The 18,635-nt window shown below is 66.1% G+C and carries 15 protein-coding genes, 1 other RNA gene and 1 pseudogene; 12 read left to right on the forward strand and 5 right to left on the reverse strand.

The window, feature by feature from the left end:
- Positions 1–177: 177 nt before the first annotated feature.
- Both J2D77_RS05105 and hemA read left to right on the forward strand, forming a co-directional pair.
- Positions 178–666, forward strand: coding sequence for a hypothetical protein (locus tag J2D77_RS05105; RefSeq protein ID WP_230975527.1), 489 nt, complete (start codon positions 178–180; stop codon positions 664–666).
- Positions 667–785: 119 nt separating this feature from the next.
- Complete coding sequence (gene hemA, locus J2D77_RS05110; RefSeq protein ID WP_207845226.1) at positions 786–2,048, forward strand: 5-aminolevulinate synthase; 1,263 nt, start codon at positions 786–788, stop codon at positions 2,046–2,048.
- A 113-nt stretch (positions 2,049–2,161) separates the two neighbouring features.
- Here the strand turns inward: hemA and J2D77_RS05115 are convergent.
- Positions 2,162–3,014: pseudogene (locus J2D77_RS05115) on the reverse strand (DsbA family protein).
- Between the two features lie 146 nt (positions 3,015–3,160).
- On the opposite strand from J2D77_RS05115, the gene J2D77_RS05120 reads away from it, so the two are divergent.
- Complete coding sequence (locus tag J2D77_RS05120) at positions 3,161–4,645, forward strand: gamma-glutamyltransferase (protein WP_407927081.1); 1,485 nt, start codon at positions 3,161–3,163, stop codon at positions 4,643–4,645.
- A 319-nt stretch (positions 4,646–4,964) separates the two neighbouring features.
- Positions 4,965–5,999, forward strand: a complete 1,035-nt coding sequence (gene recA, locus J2D77_RS05125) for a recombinase RecA (protein WP_207845228.1) — start codon at positions 4,965–4,967, stop codon at positions 5,997–5,999.
- Here the strand turns inward: recA and J2D77_RS05130 are convergent.
- The gene (locus tag J2D77_RS05130; protein WP_230975528.1) at positions 5,972–6,475 is read right to left on the reverse strand and encodes a GNAT family N-acetyltransferase; all 504 of its coding nucleotides are present in this window, start codon (positions 6,473–6,475) and stop codon (positions 5,972–5,974) included. The two genes, recA and J2D77_RS05130, sit on opposite strands and share 28 nt — an antisense overlap.
- 95 nt (positions 6,476–6,570) lie before the next feature.
- Between J2D77_RS05130 and J2D77_RS05135 the strand changes: the two genes are divergently transcribed.
- From J2D77_RS05135 to mdoH, 3 genes are read left to right on the forward strand one after another with little or no spacing between them, the layout of a single operon-like run.
- The gene (locus J2D77_RS05135; RefSeq protein ID WP_207845230.1) at positions 6,571–7,023 is read left to right on the forward strand and encodes a winged helix-turn-helix domain-containing protein; all 453 of its coding nucleotides are present in this window, start codon (positions 6,571–6,573) and stop codon (positions 7,021–7,023) included.
- 58 nt (positions 7,024–7,081) lie between these two features.
- The gene (locus tag J2D77_RS05140) at positions 7,082–8,626 is read left to right on the forward strand and encodes a glucan biosynthesis protein (protein WP_207845231.1); all 1,545 of its coding nucleotides are present in this window, start codon (positions 7,082–7,084) and stop codon (positions 8,624–8,626) included.
- Entirely contained in the window at positions 8,602–10,767 is a 2,166-nt protein-coding gene (gene mdoH, locus J2D77_RS05145) for a glucans biosynthesis glucosyltransferase MdoH (RefSeq protein WP_207845232.1), read from the forward strand. Before J2D77_RS05140 ends, mdoH begins: the two co-directional genes overlap by 25 nt.
- Before the next feature lie 21 nt (positions 10,768–10,788).
- Here mdoH and nagA read toward each other — a convergent pair whose 3' ends face one another.
- The 3 genes from nagA to J2D77_RS05160 all read right to left on the reverse strand — a co-directional run bounded on the left by nagA (position 10,789) and on the right by J2D77_RS05160 (position 13,875).
- Positions 10,789–11,892: an N-acetylglucosamine-6-phosphate deacetylase gene (gene nagA, locus J2D77_RS05150; RefSeq protein WP_207845233.1), complete on the reverse strand. Its 1,104-nt coding sequence runs from the start codon at positions 11,890–11,892 to the stop codon at positions 10,789–10,791.
- 15 nt (positions 11,893–11,907) lie between these two features.
- Positions 11,908–13,314 carry an MFS transporter gene (locus tag J2D77_RS05155; RefSeq protein ID WP_207845234.1) on the reverse strand — a complete coding sequence of 469 codons (1,407 nt, stop codon included), beginning with the start codon at positions 13,312–13,314 and terminating at the stop codon, positions 11,908–11,910.
- 108 nt (positions 13,315–13,422) lie between these two features.
- Complete coding sequence (locus tag J2D77_RS05160; protein WP_207845235.1) at positions 13,423–13,875, reverse strand: hypothetical protein; 453 nt, start codon at positions 13,873–13,875, stop codon at positions 13,423–13,425.
- A gap of 134 nt (positions 13,876–14,009) precedes the next feature.
- Here J2D77_RS05160 and ffs point away from each other — a divergent pair.
- The 5 genes from ffs (at position 14,010) to J2D77_RS05185 (ending at position 18,632) form a co-directional block, all read left to right on the forward strand.
- Positions 14,010–14,108, forward strand: an RNA gene (gene ffs, locus J2D77_RS05165) — signal recognition particle sRNA small type.
- A gap of 83 nt (positions 14,109–14,191) precedes the next feature.
- Positions 14,192–16,627 (forward strand): DNA polymerase III subunit gamma/tau, encoded by a 2,436-nt coding sequence (locus J2D77_RS05170; protein WP_207845236.1) that lies wholly within the window; start codon positions 14,192–14,194, stop codon positions 16,625–16,627.
- Positions 16,628–16,719: 92 nt separating this feature from the next.
- Positions 16,720–17,043, forward strand: a complete 324-nt coding sequence (locus J2D77_RS05175; protein WP_207845237.1) for a YbaB/EbfC family nucleoid-associated protein — start codon at positions 16,720–16,722, stop codon at positions 17,041–17,043.
- A gap of 37 nt (positions 17,044–17,080) precedes the next feature.
- Positions 17,081–17,686: a recombination mediator RecR gene (gene recR / locus J2D77_RS05180; RefSeq protein ID WP_207845238.1), complete on the forward strand. Its 606-nt coding sequence runs from the start codon at positions 17,081–17,083 to the stop codon at positions 17,684–17,686.
- Between the two features lie 145 nt (positions 17,687–17,831).
- On the forward strand, positions 17,832–18,632 hold the full coding sequence (locus J2D77_RS05185; RefSeq protein ID WP_207845239.1) for an SDR family oxidoreductase: 801 nt from the start codon (positions 17,832–17,834) through the stop codon (positions 18,630–18,632).
- Positions 18,633–18,635 lie beyond the last annotated feature (3 nt).

The following is an 18,635-nucleotide window of genomic DNA, read 5'->3' on the forward strand; positions in this document are numbered from 1 at the left end:
CAAACCGGCAGGCCGGGGTGGTGCAGGCGGGGCAGGGGCTGGGCTTATTCCGCCTGGCGCATGCGCGTGGGGCTTGCGTCCGCCGCCTTGTGGCGCGAAAGAAGAAAAAACCTCTGGCCCTTTTCCCATGGCATAAGGGCGCGAATGCCGCAGACGAAAACGGAGAATCGCCCGCCCATGCTGTCTGTCTTTTCTGTCGCGCGACAACGGGCGGTGCTGCGGCGTGGTCTGGGCCTTGGTCTTTCCTGTATGCTGGCCGCTGGCCTGGCGGGCTGCAAGCTGGTGGACCAGAAAACCTTTAACCCCAGTGCGGGCGTGCGGCCCAAGCCCTATGTGCCGCCGCCCCCGCCAGCCCCACCGCCGATCCCCCCGCTGATTACGCTGGTCGCGGGCACGCCAGAGGCCGAATGGCGCGAACCTGTTGACAAGATTGTCCACGTGGCTCTCACTCGCAAGCCTGATATTCTGTTCGTGGTGCGCTGCCTGGTGCCAAGACAGGCGGACCCGCAGGCCGAGCAGGCGGCCCTGACCGCCCTGGTGGAAGGCGACGGCAGGGCCGTGATGGGAGAAATCGTCCAGGCGGGCGCGTCTGATGCACAGGTGGAGATGTCGGCCATGCCGGATTCGTCCGTGACGAAGCCCGTCGTGCAGGTGTATGTGCGATAAGGCCGCATGCAGCACCTGAAAGACCGGACGGACCCGACCGGCCTGGACCATGCGGTTTTGAATGACCGGGCAACCGCTCTGCCCTGCCGTTCGCGATAAGGAGCGAGGAGACACCGAGCGTGGGAGCGATCAAGAACGCCCGACACCCTTTTTACGACCATTGCGATGAGGCCCTCGACCGCATCCGGCACGAAGGGCGTTACCGGAACTTCACACCGCTGGCGCGCCACGCCGAGCGTTTTCCCGTTTATGGGGAAGAACGGCCCGACATGCCCGATGGGCGTGATGTCGTCGTGTGGTCCACCAACGATTATCTGGGCATGGGCGTTGTGCCCGAAGTGCAGGAAGCCGCCATTGCCGCCGTGCGCGACCATGGGGCAGGTGCGGGTGGCACGCGCAACATCGCGGGCACCAGCCCGCTGCATAACGAGCTTGAGGCCGAAATGGCGTCCCTGCATGGCAAGGAAGCCGGGCTTTTATTCGTGTCGGGCTATGTGTCGAACCAGGCCAGCCTGCAAACCATCCTGACCTCCATGCCCGGCTGGATCTGTTTTTCCGACAGGCTCAACCATGCCTCCATGATCGCGGGCATCAAGGGTGCCCGCGCGTCGCAGACGGTCATTTTCGAACATAACGACCTTGAAGATCTCGAACGCAAGCTGGCCGCGGCCCCGGCGGACGCACCCAAGCTGATCGCGTTCGAAAGCGTGTATTCCATGGATGGCGATATGTCCGATATCGGCGCCATCTGTGCGCTGGCGCGCAAATACGGTGCACTCACCTACCTGGACGAAGTGCATGCCGTGGGCCTGTACGGGGCCGAGGGCGGTGGTGTGTCCCAGCGTGACGGTGTGGCCGATCAGGTCGATATCATCGAAGGCACGCTGGCCAAGGGGTTCGGCGTGCATGGCGGCTATATTACCGCAGCCGCCGGGATCATCGATTTCCTGCGCTCCACGGCCTCGGGCTTTATCTTCACCACCGCCCTGCCGCCCTGTGTGGTGGGCGCCGCGTTGCAGAGCGTGCGCATGGTACGGGCCGAGAACTGGCGGCGCGAAGCCCTGTTCGAACGGGTCAACACCTTCCGCCAGCGCCTGCGCGCCGCCGGGGTGCCGTTCACCATGACCCCCAGCCATATCGTGCCCATTCCGGTGGGGGACGCGGAATGCTGCAAGCGCATCAGCCGCCGTCTGCTCAACGAATTCGGGCAGTATGCAACGCCTATCAACTATCCCACCGTGCCCGAAGGTACCGAGCGGCTGCGGCTTACCCCCGGCCCCTTCCACACGGATGAGATGATGGACGACATGGTGCGCGCCCTCGCCACCCTGCTGCGGGCCGAAGGGCTCATGCCCGAACAGCGCACCGGGCAGGCCGCCTGATCGGCCTACCCGGCGACTGGGTCGGGGGCGCTGGTTCTGCACGGATATCATCGGCCCTGCCGGCTTCGTTCGGGGCGGCAGGGCGGTGCAGTGGGTTGTTTTGAAACGGTCTTTTAGTGGGCCTGTTTCAGGCGACCCACTGCGGCCTTGAGTTCATCGAGCGAGACCGCACCGGGGATGATTTCCTTCCCCCCGATCAGGAAGGTGGGCGTGCCGTCCAGTTCGATGGAGCGGGCCAGCGCGACGTTCTTGGCCAGCGCGGTCGCGACCGGGGCACTTTTCATGTCGCGTTCCAGCCTGTCCACATCCAGCCCGGTCTGTGCCGCCACGCGGCGGATACGCTCGGCCCCGGGGGCGCTGTTATCGGTCATCAGCGCTTTCTGGAACGACAGATAGGCGTTCTGCTGCCCCGCCGCCATGATGGCCTGCGCGTCCAGCGTGCTGTTCGGCCCCAGGATGGGAATGATTTTTTCCACCAGCCGCAGGTCGGGTTCGGCCGCGATCAGCGCGTCCAGATCGCCCAGCATCTTGCGGCAGTACGGGCAGCGGGGGTCGTAGAATTCCACCACCCGCAGCGTGCCGTGCGGATTGCCCAGAACGACATCGGTCGTGCTGTCCCCGAACAGCGGGGCGTTGCGGCGCACCACATCCAGTGCCGAGGCCGCCCTCTGTTCGGAGGCCTTGCTTTGCAGTGCCGCGACCGCATCCGAGAGAATCGACGGGTCGGTTTTCAGTGCATCGCGCACGATGCTGACGATTTCAGCCCTCTGGGCAGGGGTAAAGCTGCTGCTGTCCGCACGGGCGGCGGATGGCGCGCCCGCGGCAAGCAGGGCGGCCAGCGTGCCTGCGGCAGCCAGGCGCGAAAGAAGGGAGGGTGATTGGGTCATGGTGTCCTAAGTCCGTAAAACGGGATGGTACGGCACGGCGGTGGGGGCTGCAAGTGCGCTGGCCGGGCACGGCCTGCATGCCTGCGCCCGGTGCCCGGCTGTGGCATGCGCACGCATGTCTGTTGCTGCCTGCTACAAAGCAGGTTAATCGAACTAGAGCATAAGGATGCGTCCGCCCGCCGGAAGACACGCCGGATCGCGGGCCAGTAGTGGAGACATCAAGGCGTGGCTGCCCAGTTCAAGCAAAACGGTTTTGTCCGGTTCAAGTCTGTCCGGTTCAGCGCGTCCCTGTCCAGTCTGTCCCCCTTTGGTCGCGCACGCACGCTGGCGTTGGGCCTGGCGCTGGCGGGGACATTGACGGCCTGCGGCAGCACGCACACGATCCAGCCGGTCACAACCGGCTATGTGGGCAGTGTCGCAGCCGACGAACCGAGTGCGGCCCTTGTCGCGCGCGATATCCTGGCCAAGGGCGGCAACGCGGCGGATGCGGCCACGGCGCTGGGTTTTGCCCTTTCCGTCACATTGCCTTCGCGCGCCTCCCTGGGCAGCGGCGGGGCCTGCCTGGCCTGGCGGCCGGGCGACGCGGCGGGCCAGGCGTTCATCTTCCTGCCCAAGGCGGGCACGGCCGATGCCAAGGCCGACCGCCCGGCGGCAGTACCCATGCTCGCCCGCGGGCTGTTCCTCATGCATCTGGGCTATGGCAGCGTGGAGTTCGGGCAGCTTGTCGCCCCCGCCCGCAGTCTTGCCGCCCAGGGTGTTTCTGTCAGCGGCCTGCTGGCGACGGACCTGAATGCCGTCAAGGCCCCATTGCTGAGCGATGACGCCGTGCGCGCCGTGTTCGGCAACGATGATGACGGCGCGGCATTGGGTGCGAACGATATCCTGCTTCAGCCCCGCTTGGCGGGGGCGCTGGAACGCCTGCGCATTGCCGGTGTGGGGGATCTTTATAACGGCGCGCTCGGGCAGACATTCGTCGAGGGCGCGCAGGCGGCCGGTGGCGGGTTGAGCAAGGCGGACCTGCGCGCCGCCCTGGCGGCGACCCAGACCCCGCTGAGCGCCCGGGCCGATGGCGTGGATATCAGCTTCCTGCCGCCCCCGGCCGATGGCGGGCTTGGCATGGCCGTGGCCTATCTGGCCGGCGGCCGTGGCGCGCGGGCCGAACAGGTCGTGGCGGCATGGCGGGCCCGTCCGGCCGCCCAGCAGGGCGTTGCCCAGGCCCAGGCCGTGCTGGAAGGGGGCGCGGTGCCCACGGGTGGCGCACTTCCCCCGCTGCCCGCTTCCACCAGCTTCGTGGTGACCGACCGCATGGGTGAGACGGTAAGCTGTGCCCTGAGCATGAACAACCTGTTCGGCACGGGCCGTATCGCCGGGTCCACGGGTATTATCCTGGCGGCGTCTCCCACCCGCCTGCCGCAGCCTTTGCTGCCGGTGGCCATCGCCCATCAGGGTGGGCAGTTCCGGGCCGCCGCTGCGGCTTCGGGGCAGAATGTGGCGGCCGACACGGCAGCCATCGCCCTGCACGCAGCCATTTCGGGTGTGCGTCCGCAGGTTACGCAGGGGCTTGGTCGCGCCAATCTGGTGTCCTGCCCCCAGGGCCTGCCGGGTGCCGGTGCCTGCTTCGGCTGGACAGACCCGCGTGACTACGCGCAGCCCCAGCCGCCCGTGGTCGCACCGCCCGCACCCCTGCACCCGGCCAAACGGCGGAAGTGATCGGACCGCAATGACAGGGCCCCTAATGACAGGGTTCCATGCCCGGACCGTGCGCGTCTTGCCCCGGCATGGCCGGGGCCGGGCGCATGCGTTCAGGCGGCAGGTTGAGCCGGCTCCGGCGCGGGTCATGTAAAATGTTTGCTTTTTGTTCTATAAAAGAACAAAAAGAGATCGTATTCTTAACGCGCCCGGTCGGAGTCGCAGGCGGGCCGGTGTGCGTTGCGAGGCCCTGAGCATTATGGCAGGGGTTGAAGTCCGATGTCAGGCCCGCGGGCAGAATGCGCGCGGCGGCAGGCCCAAAGCAGAGGGATAGAGGAAAATGGACAAGGCAAAGGCGCTGGAAGGTGCTCTGGGGCAGATCGAACGGGCCTTTGGCAAAGGCTCCGTCATGCGGCTCGGGCAGCGCCCGAAGGAACAGGCTGATGTGATTTCCACCGGCTCGCTCGGGCTGGATATCGCCCTGGGCATCGGTGGCCTGCCCCGTGGCCGCGTGGTGGAAATCTACGGCCCCGAAAGCTCGGGCAAGACCACGCTTGCGCTGCATGCCATTGCCGAAGCGCAGAAGCGTGGCGGCACCTGCGCGTTTATCGACGCCGAACACGCGCTGGACCCCGGCTACGCCAAGAAGCTGGGCGTGGATATCGACAACCTGCTGATCAGCCAGCCCGACGCGGGCGAGCAGGCGCTTGAAATTGCCGATACCCTCGTGCGCTCGGGTGCGATCGACGTGCTGGTGGTGGACAGTGTGGCCGCCCTGGTGCCGCGTGCGGAGCTTGAGGGGGATATGGGCGACAGCCATGTCGGCCTGCATGCCCGGTTGATGAGCCAGGCGCTGCGCAAGCTGACGGGCACGGTGGCGCGTTCGAACACGCTGATCATCTTCCTCAACCAGATCCGCATGAAGATCGGGGTCATGTTCGGCAGCCCCGAAACCACTACGGGTGGCAATGCGCTCAAGTTCTATTCGTCCGTGCGCATGGATATCCGCCGTATCGGTTCCATCAAGGACAAGGACGAGGTCACGGGCAACCAGACGCGCGTGAAAGTGGTCAAGAACAAGATGGCCCCGCCTTTCCGCCAAGTGGAATTCGACATCATGTACGGCGAAGGCATCAGCAAGGTGGGCGAACTGATCGACCTTGGGGTCAAGGCCGGTGTGGTGGAAAAATCAGGGGCCTGGTTCTCCTACGACAGCCAGCGGATTGGCCAGGGGCGTGAGAACGCCAAGCAGTTCCTGCGCGATCACCCCGAAATGGCCGCCGATATCGAACGCCGCGTGCGTGAGGATGCCGGTGTGGTGGCCGAGGCCATGATGGTCGCCCCCGATCAGGGCGAGGCCGAGGACGACGCCTGATCCACACGGCGTGTCAGCAGGCGGGCATTGGCGTCATACAGCGCCAGCACTGCCTGTTCGTGCGCGCAGGCGGGTTCGCTCGCAAAGCCTTGGCTCAGCCAGAAAGGTAGCGCGGGGCCGATTGCGGTCAGGCTCAACAAGCCCAGCCCACGCTTGCGGGCCTGATTTTCGGCCAGGGCAATGGCGGTGCGGGCATGTCCGCCCCCACGCAGGGCGGGGGCCAGTGCCAGGTCGTGGATATACCACCGGTCCGGGGTGTCCGGCAGGTGCCCCAGCACTGTGTTGAGCGGGACTGAAACGGCCCCCTTCCACGCGTGGCTGAAAAGGTAGCCCGCCAGACGGCCCCGGCATTCCAGCACGAAGCATCCTTCCGGGCTCAGGGCCAGGCGTTCGGCAAAAACGGCGGCGTCTTCGGGGTAGTCAGGGTAGCAGGTGCCCGCCAGATGCAGGGCAGGGCCAAGATCGTCTGGCGTCATAACACGCCAGATGGTATCTGCGCTTGAAGTGTTCATGCGAGAACTGTTTTCTAGGGATTGTTTTCGTCAAGGAATTATTCGGGAAAAATGGTGGCATGACAGATGGGGTGACGGGGGAGAAAACGGAAGCCCCCCCAGGGCGCACACCGCCGGCGGGCACGCCAAAAGGGGGTGCGACCGGACGTGTGAGACTGACGTTGCGTGTGGATGTGGACGGCCGCGCAGCCCTTGGGCATGGCAAGATACGGCTTTTGGAACATCTTGCGCAAACGGGCTCCATTTCCGCGGCGGGCCGGGCCATGGGCATGTCCTACCGGCGCACCTGGCTGCTGGTCGACAGCCTGAACAAGCTTTTTGCCCAGCCTCTTGTCGTCACCAGGCCCGGCGGTGGCGGCGGAGCGGGGCTGACGGAAGCGGGGCAGCAGGTGATTGCACTGTACCGTGGCGTGGAACGGCAGACGGCGGAACTGGCGGCAGACAGCCTGGCCCGGATCGAGGCCCTGCTGGCCCCGCCCGAAGCCTGCCCAGAAAAAACCGTACCACAGTGACAAACTGCCAGACATGACTAAAATCCCGCCGGACAGGTTTCAAGGACTGGAGACAGGTGTGCCATTTAATGTGCTAAGACGTGGGGTCATGCAGGCGGGGGCGGGGGTTGCACTCGCATCCCTCGTGGGCGGAGTCGCAAAGCCCGCCCGGGCCGATGATATCAGCGGGGCTACCGGCACATTCGACGACAACACGGTCATCCAGATCGCGCGGCGGCTTGCCGGTGCGTCCTATCACGCGCCCGACCAGCACCTGCCCAGCGCGGTGGACAACCTCAATTTCGATCAATATCGCGGCATTGCCTACCGTCCCGAACGGGCCCTGTGGGCGGGTGACAGCCTGGCTTTCGATGTCGAGTTTTTCCCCCGCGGATTCCTCTACCGGCCCCGGATCGAGATTTACGAGGTCAAGGACGGGCAGGCGGCCCCCGTTCCCTATTCTCCCGACCTGTTCACCTATGCCGATCCCACGCTCAGAACATCGGACACGCTCGGATTCGCGGGGCTGAGGCTGCGTACGGCCATCAACACCCCCACCGTGATGGAGGAATTCTGCGTCTTTCTGGGTGCCTCCTATTTCCGCGCCGTGGGCAAGGGGCAGATCTACGGGCTTTCAGCCCGGGGGTTCGCCAATGGCACGGGCGACCCGAAGGGTGAGGAATTCGCGCTGTTCCGCGCCTTCTGGCTGGAAAAACCCCAGCCCGGGGTGCAGTCGGTCGTGGTCCATGCCCTGCTGGACAGCCCGTCGCTGACCGGGGCGTTCCGCTTTACCATCCGCCCGGGCGACACCACGGTTTTCGATGTGCAGAGCACGCTGTTCCCGCGCACGACCATAGAGCAGTCCGGTGTGGCTACCCAGACGGGCATGTTCTATTTCGACGCCAACGACCGCAACCATATCGATGACTGGCGGCCCGCCGCCCATGACAGCGAAGCGTTGCAGATGTGGACCGGTGCCGACCAGCAACTGTTCCGCCCCCTGCGCAACCCGCTGGACCTGCAGATGTCGGCGTTTTCCGATATCTCGCCGCGGGGCTTCGGGCTCATGCAGCGCCGCCGCGCCTTCCACGCGTTCGAGGACCTGGCGCTGCATTACGAAAAACGTCCCTCGCTCTGGATCGAACCCATAGGCGACTGGGGTGCGGGCTGGGTGGATCTGGTGGAAATTCCCACCCCGAACGAGGTCAACGACAATATCGTCGCGTTCTGGCGACCCAAGGAGCCCATGCGCGCGGGCCGGGAATACAGCTACACGTACCGCATGTACTGGGGCTGGGACGTACCCTTTCCCACACCGCTTGCGCGGATCGGGGCCACACGGGTGGGTGCCGCGACCGATAACAGCGATGCGCGGTTCTTCGCCATCGATTTTCTGGGCACCCCGTTCGATCACCTGCCCAAGGACACGCATTTCCACGTTACCCCCAAGGCGTCGGCCGGGTCGGTCCGCAATGTGGTGGTCGAACCCAACCCCGAAATCAACGGCTGGCGCACGACGTTCGAATTCGTGCCGGGTGACGCCAAGGTGGCCGATCTGAGCTGCGTACTGGAAACGGATAGCGGCCCGGTTTCAGAACAATGGCTGTACCGATGGACGCCGTAAGCCAGCAAGCGAAGGTGCCGTCTCCTTCCCACCCCGCCCTGCCGCCCGAAGCCCCGCTGGCCATGCCCGTGCAGGACCTGCACGCGGCCCCGGACATGCAGGGCCGTGCGCACACCCCGGCCACCTCCCCGCGTTCGATCGTCCTGCGCCGGCTGGCCGTGATCGGCTCCGCCCTGCTGCTGACGGCTTACGGCGCATGGCGCACCCACAAGGTGATGGATGCGGCCGGGATTTCCACCCTGGGCGTGATCATGCTGGTGCTGTTCATTGCCCTGTTCATGTGGATCGCGCTGGCCTTTACATCGGCCGTGGCGGGCTTTTGCTCGCTGGTGGCCCATGGCGGGCTGGGCCTGGGCATCAGCCGCACCGGGCCGCTGCCTGTGCTGTCCCGCCGTACCGCGCTGCTGCTGCCGACCTATAACGAACCCCCGCACCGCGTCATGGCGGGGCTGAAGGCCATTTACACCAGCCTGCTCGAAACCGGGCAGATCGCAGCCTTCGACCTGTTTATCCTTTCCGACACCACCAACCCCGATGTCTGGGTGGAGGAGGAAGCGGCTTTCCTCGCCCTGCGCGCGCAGACAGGGGGGTACGACCGCATTTTCTATCGCCGCCGGCATAACAATGTCGAACGCAAGGCGGGGAATGTGGGGGACTGGGTACGCCGTTTCGGTGGGGCGTACGACCATATGGTCACGCTGGACGCCGATTCCGTCATGTCCGGGGCGACACTGGTGCGCATGGCCGCCGCCATGGAACGCAACCCCGGCGTGGGGCTGATCCAGACCCTGCCGGTCATTGTGGGCGGCACCACCCTGTTCGCCCGCATGCAGCAGTTCGCGGGCCGGGTCTACGGCCCGATCATTGCCTTCGGCATTGCCTGGTGGCACGGGTCGGAAGGCAATTACTGGGGCCATAACGCCATTATCCGCACCCGCGCCTTCGCAAGCCAGGCCGGGTTGCCGCATGTGCCGGGCAAGCCGCCTTTTGGCGGGCATATCCTCAGCCATGATTTTGTCGAAGCCGCGCTGATGCGGCGCGGCGGCTGGGCCATCCACATGATACCCGCCCTGGACGGATCGTACGAGGAAAGCCCCCCTTCGCTGACCGACGTGGCCATTCGCGACCGGCGCTGGTGCCAGGGCAACCTCCAGCACGTGAAAGTGCTGCCCACCAAGGGCCTGCACTGGATCAGCCGCATGCATATGGTGATCGGCATCGGGGCCTATGTCACATCGCCCTTGTGGCTCGTGTTCCTGCTGACCGGCATTCTCATTTCGCTACAGGCCCATTTCCAGCGGCCCGAATATTTTGGCGATACAAGGCTGCTGTACCCGCACTGGCCGCATGTCGATCCCGTGCAGGCCAAATACGTGTTCATCGGCACGATGATCATCCTGCTGGCCCCCAAGCTCCTGGCCTATATCGCTCTTTTGTTCGATGGTGAAGCACGTCGGGGCTGCGGTGGCGCGCTGCGGGCGGGCCTGTCCATCCTGGCGGAAACGCTCATCGGCGGGCTGATCGCCCCCATTGCCATGCTGATCCAGACCTCGGGTGTCATTTCCATCCTGACCGGGCACGATTCGGGCTGGAACACCCAGCGCCGCGACGATGGCGGTATTCCGCTATGGGATATCATCCGCCAATACGGCCGGTTCACGGTGTTTGGCATCCTGCTTGGGGCCGGGGCGTGGGTTGTGTCCTCATCCCTGTTTTTCTGGATGACACCCGTGCTGCTGGGGCTGGTCTTTTCCATTCCGCTGGTGGCCTTTACCAGCAGCCGTTCGGTCGGGCTCGATTTCCGCAAGGCGGGGCTGCTGCTCGTGCCGGAGGAAACCCACCCGCCAGAAGTGCTGACCAAGGTTGCCCAGGCCCTCGAATGCGAGGAAAGTCCCTCCCTTCCGCATGATGCGCTGCGGGCCCTGCGGGCGGATACCGCCCTGTCCCAGGCGCATCTGGCCATGCTGCCGCCCGAACGGCGGCCGGGCGATCCCATCAATGCGGACCAGCTTGTGGGCCTGGTCAAGCTTGCCGAGGCCCCGAGCCTGGCGGAAGCAGACACCGCGCTCACCCCCAAGGAAAAAGCAGCCGTGCTGGCCACCCGCAAGGGTGTGGACACCATATTGCGCCTGCCCGACTGAACGGGCGGGCGCCTTTTCGTGTCAGGCTATGCGCGTGCCTGCCACCCAGACTTCACGCACATGCAGATCGGGCGATAGCACCACAAGGTCGGCCCGGCGGCCCGGCGCCAGCATCCCCCGGTCCGCCAGGCCTAGGTAGCGCGCCGGGTTGCGGGTGAGCAGGGCGGCGGCCTGCGGCAGGGAGGTGCCCGTGGCCACGGCGTTGCGCAGGGCGGTATCCAGTGTCAGTACGCTGCCCGCCAGGCTGCCATTGGGCAGGAGGGCCGTGCCGTCTTGCACCATCACATCCTGCCCCCCAAGCTGGCTGGGGCCGTCGGGCAGGCCAGCAGCCCGCATGGCGTCGGTCACGAAGACAAGCCTGTCGGGCATGACACGCTGGGCCAGCCTGTACGAGCCGGGATGGACGTGGTGCATGTCGAAAATCATCTCGCTATAGGCGTCGCTGCACATCAGGGCGGCAGCCGGGCCGGGCCTGCGGCTTTCAATGCCCGGCATGGCGTTGAACAGATGCGTGCCCCCCACAACCCCGCCTGCGGCACAGACACGGCAGATGGCCTGCTCGGCCTGTTCGTAACCTGCTGTGGTATGCCCAAGGCTGACCCGCACACCCGCGCGGGCGAACTGCTCCATGGCGGCGGGGGCATGGGCCAGTTCGGGGGCGAGGGTCACAATCCGTACGCAGCCGGGGGCCAGGGCCTGGGCCACGCGTTCGGGCGTGGGCTCCAATGTGAAGGGCGGCTGTGCCCCCAGCCGGTGCGGGCTGACAAACGGCCCTTCCAGATGCGCGCCTGCAATATCCGGGCCGTCAGGCACCCCCTGGCGCATGACTTCGGCAATGGCCGCCAGTGCCGCCAGCACATCGGGCCACGGGTTTGTAATGGTGGTGGGGAGCAATGTGGTAGTGCCATGCCGGGCATGAAAGCGGCTGAGCGTGTGAATGGCGTCAATGCCGTCCATCGTGTCCGCCCCGTCGCCCCCATGCACGTGGCAGTCGATGAAACCGGGCAGAATATAGCATTCCGGTGCACGGGGTTCGGGCGTTAGCGCATGCAGATGGTCGGTAAAGGAAAGCCGGCCGGGCAGGATCCGGTCTGGCAGGACAAGCTGGCCGGTCAGGTCGGTCATGCGCATAACCTCGTATCAGTCATGGTATTTTGAAAACAGCACCCCATAGGCCGCGATCAGCCCGTAGGAGAGGAACGTGATCGCCACGAAAGCGGACTGGAAACCCAGCACCGGTTCAAGGGCCACGAAAACCTGCGGCACAATGCCCCCGCCGCAATAGGCCATGACCAGCATGGCCGAAACCGCTGCCGCCGCCTGTTCCGCCCCGCCGAGCACGATGGGGAAAAGAGATGGAAAAATCATGGAATTTGCAAAACCCAGCAGGCTGACCGCCAGGATGGAGGCATAGCCCTGCGTGCAGAACGCCATAAGGCTGAACACCCCGCCCAGGGCGCAGGACAGCAGCAGATAACGCTCCTGCGTGATGAAGCGCGGAGAAAGGGCCAGCCCCGCAAGATAGCCCAGCAGCATGCATGACAGGGTCAGTGACGTAAAAAACCGTGTTTGGTCAAGCGATATTCCAAAGCCCTGCGCATAGGTACCTATGGCGTCCCCCGCCAGAACTTCCGTCCCCACGTAAAGGAACATGGCCAGCGCCCCTAGCACGGCCCGGATGGACAGGACCTGCTGCCAGGCAAGGCGGGGCCGGGACGGCTGAGGGGCGGCAGGCGCGTAGGGGGCTGGCGCGTCAGGGGCAGGTGAGGGGCGGGGCTGAATGCCGGGTGCGGTATCCGAGGGCGGGGTAGTGTGCGCGGGCTCCAGGGCGGTGGCATGGGGGTTTTCGGGCGTGGGGGTGGCCCCGCCGGGGTCTATGTCGGGCAGGCCCGATCGCACGACCCAGCATGCCGTAACGGCCAGCAATGCGGCCATGCCGATATAGGGCCAGTAAATGGCCGCCAGAACATGCTGGCGCAGGGTGGCGCGGGCCTGCGGGTCGCTTTGTGCCGCAAGTTCGCTGGCAAAGCCTGCGATATGGCGCATGGCAAGGCTTGCCAGTACAAGCGGGGCCAGAATACCGCCCAGCTTGTTGCATACGCCCATAATGGCGATCCGTTGCGCCCCGCGTGCGCGTGGCCCCAGAAAGCTGACATACGGATTGACCGAAACCTGCAACATGGCAAGCCCGGCCCCCAGCACCAGGAACCCCGCCAATGTCGTGGGGTAATGCCCCGCCCGCATGGCCTGCCCCGCAACGGCCATGCCTGCCGCCATGATCAGCAGCGCGCAGCCCAGCCCCCGGCGCAGCCCGGTGCGGGCAACGGCCAGGCTTGCGGGAATGGCGAACAGGAAATACGCGATGTAGAAAACCAGCGGGACAAGAAAACTGCTGACATCATCAAGGGAAAACGCAACCCGGACAAAGGTTATCAGCGGTCCGTTCAACCAGGTGACAAAGCCGATGATAAAGAACAGCACGGCTGTCAGCACCAGCGGCTTCCACCCGTAAGCACCGGCCGGGCAGGCCACAAGGCTGTGGGTCATCCCTGCCGCCCCGGTGGCCGTTGGCGCAGACGGGTGCCGGCGGGGCGGCGGCCGGGTGGCTGAAGGCAGGCTCACGCGCCCCCTCCGGCGCCCTTGTTGCGGGGGGCGTTACTGTTCGGCAGGTTCGGGCACGTTGTCGATCTGGGCGCAGGCCTGGGCCAGCCCGGGGGAGGGGGAAGGTTCGGCGCACAGGGCCCTTGCGTCGGGGGAGCAGTGTTCGAGGGAATTTTCAAAGTCCGACTCCAGCACGTCCTGGGCCACCGCAATATCCTGATCGTGGTAGCGTGCTTCTTCCTGGGTCAACTGGTCCTGGGTCTTGTGCAGGGCGCTCAGGGCGTTGACGCAGGCATCGCTTGCGGCATCGGGCTTGAAATGCAGGATGGCAAGCTGTCTTTCCAGCTTGCGGTTGGGCACCGTGTCACGCGGGGTGGGGGGGGCTTCGGGTTCATCGTCCTGTGCGGCGGCGGGGGAGACCAGGGCTCCGGCAACCGGCATGGAGACCAGCACCATAAGGCAGGCCAGGGCCGGAAGGCGGCTAAAACCGGATACGGAACCAAACACGGCGGGGCTCTCCTGTCTCTTGCGGCTGTGCGTGCCGGTTTTCTAGCCTGTGCAGGGCGGTTGGGTCAAAGAAACAAGCCGGGCGCGCAGTGCAGGCTTGGCATGATGGCGCGATTGATGCTAGGTGTGAACCCGGAAAGTCGGCAGTGGACGGATACCTTGCCAACCCCGGTCAGGTCCGGAAGGAAGCAGCCATGACAAGTTTTGTCCGGGTCATTGTCCGGCTTTCCACCGCATTGTCCGCCCCATGTGGCGGCACGGCCCCCCTGCAAGAGGGGATGGCGCGCAGGCACGCGCTTCTTTTTTCGGACCCGTCATGACCGACGATACAGACGCCCTGCGTCCCGAGGATGAGGGCCTTCCCAGTCCCGAACCCGAAGGCCCCGGCCTGTTCGGCGATGCGGAACCCACCCCGTCCGCACCCCCGCCGGCAGTATCGGCGGCTGCGCCTTCTGTGCAGGAGCCGGCAGGTTCCGCCATGCCCGACGGGCAGTCGGCCTCGCCCTACCGGGTGCTGGCGCGCAAATACCGCCCCACCACCTTCGATGACCTGATCGGCCAGGAGGCCATGGTCCGCACCCTGCGCAACGCCTTTGCGCTGGGGCGCGTCGCCCATGCCTTCATGCTGACGGGCGTGCGCGGGGTGGGCAAGACCACCACGGCGCGTATCATTGCCCGCGCCCTCAACTGCACTGGGCCGGATGGCAATGGCGGGCCCACGGCGGACCCGTGCGGCGTCTGCCCCAACTGCGTGGCCATCCTGGCCGACCGCCACCCCGACGTGCTGGAAATGGACGCGGCTTCGCGCACCGGCGTGGACGATGTGCGCGAGATTATCGAGGCCACGCGTTTCCGCCCCATGCAGGGGCGCATGAAGGTCTTTATCATCGACGAAGTGCATATGCTCTCGCGCAATGCCTTCAACGCGCTGCTCAAGACGCTGGAAGAACCGCCAGCGCAGGTCACGTTCATTTTCGCCACGACCGAATTGCGCAAGGTGCCGGTCACCGTCCTGTCGCGCTGCCAGCGCTTCGACCTGCGGCGCGTGCCCCAGGCCGATCTGGTGGGGCTGTTCGCGCGCATTGCGGACAAGGAGCATGTTCGCCTGTCGGACGATGCGCTGGCCCTGATCGCCCGCGCGGCGGACGGGTCCGTGCGCGACGGGTTGAGCCTGCTCGACCAGGCCATTGCCCAAGGCAGCAGCCAGGAAAATGCCGAAGGGATGATCGAGGCCTCGGTCGTGACCGACATGCTGGGTCTGGCCGACCGCGAGGTGGTGTTCGACCTGCTGGAAGCCGCCCTGACCGGCCAGCCCGAACAGGCGCTGGCCTTGATGGATGCCGCCCATGCGCGCGGGGCCGATGCCGGGCTGGTGCTGGGCGACATGCTCGAGCTTGTGCATACGCTCTCGCGCCTGCGGGCCGTGCCCTCGGCCGCGCAGGCGGCGGACATGCCAGAGGCCGAGCGGGTGCGCGGCACGCAGATGGCGGGCAGTTTTCCCGTGCCCGTGCTCATGCGCGCGTGGCAGATGCTGCTCAAGGGCATGCAGGAGCTTGAAACCGCGCCGGACCGCCGGGCCGCCGCCGACATGGTGCTGATCCGCCTGTGCTTTGTGGCCGACCTGCCCTCGCCCGAGGATCTGGTGCGCCGTCTTTCCACCGGGCAGGGGGGTGGTGCGTCCGGTTCGGCGCTGGCGGGGCCTGCGTCCCCTACGGCATCCCTCATGGCATCCCCCACTGCATCTCCCGCTGGGCAGGGGCGCAATGTTGCGGCTGCGGCCCAGGGGCACAATGGCCCGGCGGCAACGAGCCCGCAGCACGGAGAGGCGGCACAAGCCCCGTGGGGGCAGCCGGGTGGCGGGCGCGCCCATTTGCGCATGGTCGCGGGTTCGGCGGCATTGTCTCTGGCTCCCGCATCTCTTGCACCTGACGGGCAGGCCACCCCCGCCCCGGTAATCCACGCGCCGCCCGCCCAGCCCCTGCGCCCGGTCGAGCCGGGTTTGCAACCCCCCGACCATGCCGAAGGGCAGGGGGCCAGCCCGCTGCATGAGCCGCCGGGCAAGTCATCTGGCACTGCTTCTGGTAATTCCTCTGGCGACCCGGCTGGCGTCCAGTCCGGCACCCCCTCGGGCGAACCGGTCGCGAGCCCGGCCGCCGATGCGCCCCCCCCAATGCCCCGCACCTGGCGTGAGGCCGTGGCCCTGGTCAAGGACCAGCGCGAGGCGATCCTGCACGGGCAGTTGCGGCATGCGGCCCATCTGGTTTCCTTCGCGCCCGGTCGGATCGTGCTGCGCCTGGCCCCCGGTGTGCCGGCCGACGTGCCGCGCCAGTTGCGCCAGGTGCTTGAACGCGCGACGGGCATGGCGTGGCAGGTCAACGTGTCCGAAGCCCAGGGTGAGCCCACGCTGGATGCCCAAGGGGCGGAGGTCATTCAGTTCCGCCGGAAGGAGGCCGCGTCCCACCCGCTGGTGCGCGCCATTCTGGCGGCCTTTCCCGATGCCGAGCTGGGTGAGGTGCGCGACCACGATCTGGACGATTACGGCCTGCCGCCAGAGGAAATACCCCAGGCCCTGTCAGCGGGCTTCGCGGGGGTGCCCGAAGCTGCGTTCGATGATGCGTTCGGCACCGATTTCGGTCCGGATTATGGCCCCGATTTCGGGGCGGACATGCCTGATTTCGCGTTCGCCCCGCTTGACGCGGCCCTTCTGGACGCTGATGAACGACCCTACGATCCGGGCCAGTCGCCCAACTGAACGCAATGCCCGCCCGCACCGCGTGCCAGATACACATCTGGCGGGGAGTGCGGGCAGGATAACGATACGGTTTTGAAACCAGGGGAACGACCATGAAAAACCTTGCCTCGTTGATGAAGCAGGCCTCGCAGATGCAGGCCAAGATGGAAGCCATGCAAAGCACGCTCGAGGGGATGAGCATCGAAGGCGCCGCCGGTGCGGGCATGGTCAGCGTGGTGCTGAGCGGCAAGGGCGACATGCGCTCCATCAAGATCGATCCCAAGCTGGCCGACCCGTCGGATATGGAAATGCTCCAGGACCTGATTGTCGCGGCCTGTGCGGATGCGCGCAAGAAGCTGGACGCCACGGCGGCGGAGGAAATGCAGAAGGTCACCGGCGGGCTGAACCTTCCCCCGGGGCTGAAGCTGCCGTTCTAAGCGCGCGGTATTACGACAGGGCGGGGAAAGGCCGGGCATGGACGCAGGCGGCGGGCAGGAAATAGAGCAGCTCATACGCCTTTTGGGGCGTCTGCCGGGGTTCGGCCCGCGTTCGGCCCGGCGTGTGGCGCTGTACCTGCTCAAGGAACCGCAGACCCGCCTGGTCCCGCTGGCCCGCGCGCTTGAAAAAGCGGGTGATGCGATCAGGACCTGCTCGTCATGCGGGAATCTCGATACGCTGGACCCGTGCCATATCTGCCGCGATCCGCTGCGTGAACACGCGGTGGTATGCGTGGTGGAAACGGTGGGCGACCTGTGGGCGCTGGAACGCGCGGGCGTGCACAGGGGCGTGTACCAGGTCCTGGGCGGCACGCTGTCGCCCCTGTCCGGCACGGGGCCGGAGGATCTGAACGTGGCCCCGCTTTTTGCCAGGCTTGAGGCCGGGCAGGTGCGCGAGGTCATTCTGGCCCTGGGGGCCACGGTGGAGGGGGCGACGACCATGCACTGGCTCATGGACAGGCTGGTGGCCTATGGCGGCGTTACCGTCAGCCGGGTGGCGCAGGGCGTGCCCATGGGTGGCGCACTGGATGTGCTGGACGATGGCACCCTGGCAGCAGCCCTGGGTGCCCGCCGCCCGGCCTGAAGTTGCGTGTTTGAGACTGCCTGTTTGAGACTACCGGCCTGAGACCCTGCCTGAGATGACGGGCCTGCGATGACGGGCCGTAGAACTGTTTTTGCATGAGTGACGGTGGCCGGTCAGGCAGCCCCGTTTACGGAGACTGAGCGTAATGAGCACGGGCGAATTTCTGATCTCCGCCGCTATTCCGCGTCGGGCGTTGGTTACGGGCGGTGCCACGCGGCTGGGCCGGGCCCTGGTGCTGGCCCTGGCCAGGGCTGGTTTCGATGTGGCCATCCATTACCGCGACAGCGTTGCCGCGGCGGAAGAAACCTTGCAGGACGTGCGCGCGCATGGCCGCAGGGGCGGGCTGTTGCAGGCCGACCTTGCGCGGGAGGAGGAAGTGCAGCCCCTGATCGAACGCGCGACCCAGTTGCTGGGCGGGCCGGTAGGGGTGCTGGTGAACAATGCCTCCACCTTCGAGCGGGACGAATGGGATGACGCCACGCTGGAAAGCTGGATGCTGCATATGAAGCCCAATCTGCGTGCGCCTTTCGTGCTGACGCAGAACTTCGCCCGTGCCCTGCCGGTCGAAGCCGAAGGCATGGTGCTGAACATGCTCGATGAACGCGTATGGTCGCTGACCCCGCATTTCATCAGCTATACCGTCTCCAAAAGTGCGTTATGGACACTGACCCGCACCCTGGCCCTGGCTTTGGCACCGCGGCGGATCCGCGTGAACGGCATAGGCCCCGGCCCCGCCTTGCCCAGCCCCCGCCAGACCGAGGAACAGTTTGCCCGGCAATGCGCTTCCGTACCGTTGGGTCGGGGCACATCGGCGCAGGAAGTGGCCCAGGCCGCCCTTGCCCTGCTTGCGCTGCCCTCCGTAACCGGGCAGATGCTCGCACTCGATGGCGGGCAGCACCTGCAATGGTCTGCCCCAACACCTGCGGGCACCGCTGTGGAAGAATAAGAG

Source organism: Acetobacter garciniae, from assembly GCF_017377735.1.
Taxonomy (GTDB): Bacteria; Pseudomonadota; Alphaproteobacteria; order Acetobacterales; family Acetobacteraceae; genus Acetobacter; species Acetobacter garciniae.